Below are 4315 nucleotides of genomic sequence, written 5' to 3'. Positions count from 1 at the left end.
TGGTGGGTGGGGGGGGGTTTTTTGGGGTGGTGGGGGGGGGGGGGGGGGTTTTGGGGGGGGGGGGGGGGGGGGGGGGGGGGGGGGGGGGGGGTGGGGGGTGGGGGGGGGGGGGGGGCCGGCCCCCCCCCCCGACTCCGAGGCGGGTCGTGTCGCTGCGGCGGCGCTCGCGGTAGTGGGGGTGAGTCGGCTGACGGGGGTGCTGGGACGGTCGGTTCACCTGACCGAGCACCGGGGGGACACCGGTCTGTCCCGCCGCCACGCGCGCGTGGACCTTGCGGTCGCGGCGGACGCCCGTCCGCTGGAGGTGGCCCGGAGGGTCCGTTCGGCGGTGACCGAATCGCTGCCGGATCATCCCACCGTGGGTGTACTGATCACGGCGGTCGACTGATCGTCGGGAGGTCGCGCGGCCCCGGCGCCTTGCGGGGTGCCCCGGCGTGGGCGTGGGACGGGGGGGTGTTCACGCGGCCCGGCGCTTGCGGGGTGCCGTCGCGCCCACCCGTGCCGCCCCAGCGGCACGACTGCCCGCGGGAGCGGCGGGACGAGCGCCCGCGGGGAGCGGGGGCCCGTGGTGGACGCCGCAGACGGGTGCCCGCGGGAACGGCGGGACGAGCGCCCGCCGGAAGCAGGGACCCGCGGTGGACGCCGCAGACGGGTGCCCGCGGAAGCGGCGGGACGAGCGCCCGCCGGAAGCAGGGACCCGCGGTGGACGCCGCAGGCGGGTGCCCGCGGGAGCGGCAGGGCGAGCGCCCGCCGGAAGCAGGGACCCGCGGTGGACGCCGCAGACGGGTGCCCGCGGGAACGGCGGGACGAGCCCCGCGGGGAGCGGGGCGCTCGCGGTGGACGGGGGTTATTCGCCGAGGCCGGCCAGGTCTCGTAGGCGGCGGGACTGGGCTGCTCGTTCGGCGGTGCGTTGGGCGTCGTAGGTGCGGGTCTGGGCGCCTCGGAGCAGGGACTTGGTCTCGATGACCGCGTCGCGGGGAGCGGCCAGCAGGGCCGCGGCGAGGTCCTGGGTCGCCGCGTCCAGGTCGGCCGCGGGTACGGCGAGGTTGGCCAGGCCGGTGGTCACGGACTCCTCGGCCGTGACGAAGCGCCCGGTCGCGCAGATCTCCAGCGCGCGGGCGTAGCCGACGAGGCCGACCAGCGGATGCGTACCGGTCAGGTCGGGGACGAGACCCAGGCTGGTCTCGCGCATGGCGAACTGCACGTCGTCCGCGACGACGCGCAGGTCACAGGCGAGGGCGAGCTGGAACCCGGCCCCGATGGCGTGTCCCTGGACAGCCGCGATCGACACGATGTCGCTGCGCCGCCACCAGGTGAACGCCTCCTGGTACTCGGCGATGGTCGCGTCCAGCGCGGCGTCGTCGCGACGCGCCAGGTCGATGAACGACGGCTCGCCCTCGATCCCTTCGGGCGTGAACATCTGCCGGTCCAGTCCGGCGGAGAAGGACTTGCCCTCCCCGCGCAGCACCACGACCCGGACGGAGCCGGGCAGCAGCCGGCCCGCCTCGGTCAGTGCCCGCCACAGAGCCGGGCTCTGTACGTTGCGCTTGGCCGGGTTGGTCAGCGTCACCGTGGCGATCGCGTCGTCGACGGTGAGCCGTACGCCGTCCTTGTCGAGTACGGGACCGAGGTCCTGGGCGGACGAAGCCATGGGGCGCCTCCGATGGGTGCGGTCGACCTAAGTGACTGCACAGTAACCACCCGGCCGGTCAGTCGGCCGACCGGGTGGTCACCATCGGGTTCCCGGGGCGCCCGGGGTCAGGCCGAAGGGGCCCTTTTGCCCCGTGTCGCCCCGCCACGCCCTCGCAGCGTGACGCCCGATTCGCTGAGCATGCGGTGCACGAAGCCATACGAGCGGCCGGTCTCCTCGGCCAGCGCCCGGATGCTCGCACCGGCGTCGTACTTCTTCTTCAGGTCTGCCGCGAGCTTGTCGCGCGCGGCGCCGGTCACCCGGCTGCCCTTCTTCAGAGTCTCGGCCACCCGTGCCTCCTCATGGGAAGTGCGCTCTGGTCTCCTCATGATCACCCCTCCGGGCCCTCATGGCCACCCATTCGGCAAGGTCGATGAGACAAGGTTGTGACGACAGGAGCGCATCCCCACATACGGAATGAGAGATTCCGCGCTGTGCCGGCGGTACCTCCGAACGGGTTCTTCCGTGAAATGCCAGGTCAGAAAGGCGCGACGGCCGAGCCCCGGTTCACCGGGAGCTCGGCCGCGAAATCCGTGTAGGACACACCTCGGGATGAGGAGATCTCACACGAATGATGGATCACCGATGGGCCGAATGATCCATACGCAGTGGATCACCCCTTCGGTCAACCCCGGCTGACGCCTTCTCTCAGGCGAGGGCGACCAGGTCCGCGTAGTCGGCGCCCCACAGGTCCTCGACGCCGTCCGGCAGCAGGATGATCCGCTCCGGCTGGAGCGCCTCGACGGCGCCCTCGTCGTGCGTGACGAGGACGACCGCGCCCTTGTACGTGCGCAGCGCGCCGAGGATCTCCTCGCGGCTGGCCGGGTCGAGGTTGTTGGTCGGCTCGTCGAGCAGCAGCACGTTCGCCGAGGAGACCACGAGGGTCGCCAGCGCCAGACGGGTCTTCTCGCCGCCGGAGAGGACACCGGCCGGCTTGTCCACGTCGTCGCCGGAGAACAGGAACGAACCGAGCGTCTTGCGGACCTCGACGAGGTCGAGGTCGGGGGCGGCGGAGCGCATGTTCTCCAGGACCGTGCGCTCCGGGTCGAGGGTCTCGTGCTCCTGCGCGTAGTAGCCGAGCTTGAGGCCGTGGCCCTCGATGACCTGGCCGGTGTCGGGCTTCTCGGCGCCGCCGAGGAGGCGGAGCAGGGTGGTCTTGCCCGCGCCGTTGAGGCCGAGGATGACGACGCGGGAGCCCTTGTCGATGGCCAGGTCGACGTCGGTGAAGATCTCCAGCGAGCCGTAGGACTTCGACAGTCCCTCCGCCATGAGCGGGGTCTTGCCGCACGGGGACGGCTCGGGGAAGCGCAGCTTGGCGACCTTGTCGGACTTCCGCTCGGCCTCCAGGCCGGACAACAGCTTGTCCGCCCTGCGGGCCATGTTCTGCGCGGCGACGGTCTTGGTGGCCTTGGCGCGCATCTTGTCGGCCTGCGAATGCAGCGCGGCCGCCTTCTTCTCGGCGTTCTGCCGCTCGCGCTTGCGGCGCTTCTCGTCCGCCTCGCGCTGCTGCTGGTAGAGCTTCCAGCCCATGTTGTAGACGTCGATCTGGGCGCGGTTGGCGTCCAGGTAGAACACCTTGTTGACGACCGTCTCGACCAGGTCGACGTCGTGGGAGATCACGATGAAGCCGCCGCGGTAGGTCTTGAGGTAGTCGCGCAGCCAGACGATCGAGTCGGCGTCGAGGTGGTTGGTCGGCTCGTCGAGAAGCAGGGTGTCCGCGTCGGAGAACAGGATCCTGGCGAGCTCGACGCGGCGGCGCTGACCGCCGGAGAGGGTGTGCAGGGGCTGGCCGAGCACGCGGTCGGGCAGGTTCAGCGCGGCGGCGATGGTGGCGGCCTCGGCCTCGGCGGCGTATCCGCCCTTGGTGAGGAACTCGGTCTCCTGGCGCTCGTACTGCTTGAGCGCCTTCTCACGGGTGGCGCCCTGGCCATTGGCGATGCGCTGCTCGTTCTCGCGCATCTTGCGGATCAGTACGTCGAGGCCGCGGGCGGAGAGGATGCGGTCGCGGGCGAGGACGTCGAGGTCGCCGGTGCGGGGGTCCTGGGGCAGGTAGCCGACCTCGCCGGAGCGGGTGACGGCACCGCCGGCGGGGATGCCCTCGCCGGCGAGGACCTTGGTGAGGGTGGTCTTGCCTGCGCCGTTGCGGCCGACGAGGCCGATGCGGTCGCCCTTGGCGACGCGGAAGGTGGCGCTTTCGATGAGGACGCGGGCACCGGCGCGCAGCTCGATGCCGGAGGCGGAGATCACGGACAGACTCCAGGGCAGGTGTGGGTGGCGGTGGGCGGCTGAGGACGTTCCCGCCGTCTAATGCGCGAGGAGAATGGCCATGCGAGCCATTCTAACGGGGTCGTGCAACCACTTTTCCTGGGCGCGGGCGTGCCCGGCGGCTGCCGTGGACCGGTGCCGGCGCTGTCGTACGCGGACGTGCGGCGGCGGGCCGGCGCGGGGCGACGGCGTGGTGATGCCGGGCACGAGGGGGGCGGCGGGGCGTTCGACGCGACGACGAAGCGTGCGGGCCCGGCCTGTGGTGTGGGGGGGGGGGGGCGGAGCCCGCGCCCCCCCCCCGGGCCCCGGGCCCCCAAGATTCCCCCAGGCCCCGGGCGGGGGGTAGGGGCGAAACCCCCC

At 72.5% G+C, this 4315-nt stretch carries 3 protein-coding genes; all 3 read right to left on the bottom strand.

The genetic code is table 11. From position 1 onward, the window contains the following. Window positions 1–847 precede the first annotated feature (847 nt). Entirely contained in the window at window positions 848–1651 is an 804-nt protein-coding gene (locus ACFV5H_RS37250) for an enoyl-CoA hydratase/isomerase family protein (RefSeq protein WP_385058658.1), read from the bottom strand. A 107-nt stretch (window positions 1652–1758) separates the two neighbouring features. Continuing rightward, window positions 1759–1980, bottom strand: a complete 222-nt coding sequence (locus tag ACFV5H_RS37245; RefSeq protein WP_030858495.1) for a helix-turn-helix domain-containing protein — start codon at window positions 1978–1980, stop codon at window positions 1759–1761. A 358-nt stretch (window positions 1981–2338) separates the two neighbouring features. Beyond that, entirely contained in the window at window positions 2339–3937 is a 1599-nt protein-coding gene (locus ACFV5H_RS37240) for an ABC-F family ATP-binding cassette domain-containing protein (RefSeq protein WP_385199126.1), read from the bottom strand. Window positions 3938–4315 lie beyond the last annotated feature (378 nt).

Source organism: Streptomyces sp. NPDC059787 (assembly GCF_042732315.1).
GTDB classification, from domain to species: Bacteria; Actinomycetota; Actinomycetes; order Streptomycetales; family Streptomycetaceae; genus Streptomyces; species Streptomyces atrovirens.
This window is presented reverse-complemented; position numbering and strand designations above follow the sequence as displayed.

What these genes read in the sequence shown, in the direction of transcription:
- ACFV5H_RS37250 (WP_385058658.1), bottom strand. Translation starts at nt 1,651, where the DNA reads ATGGCTTCGTCCGCCCAGGACCTCGGTCCCGTACTCGACAAGGACGGC.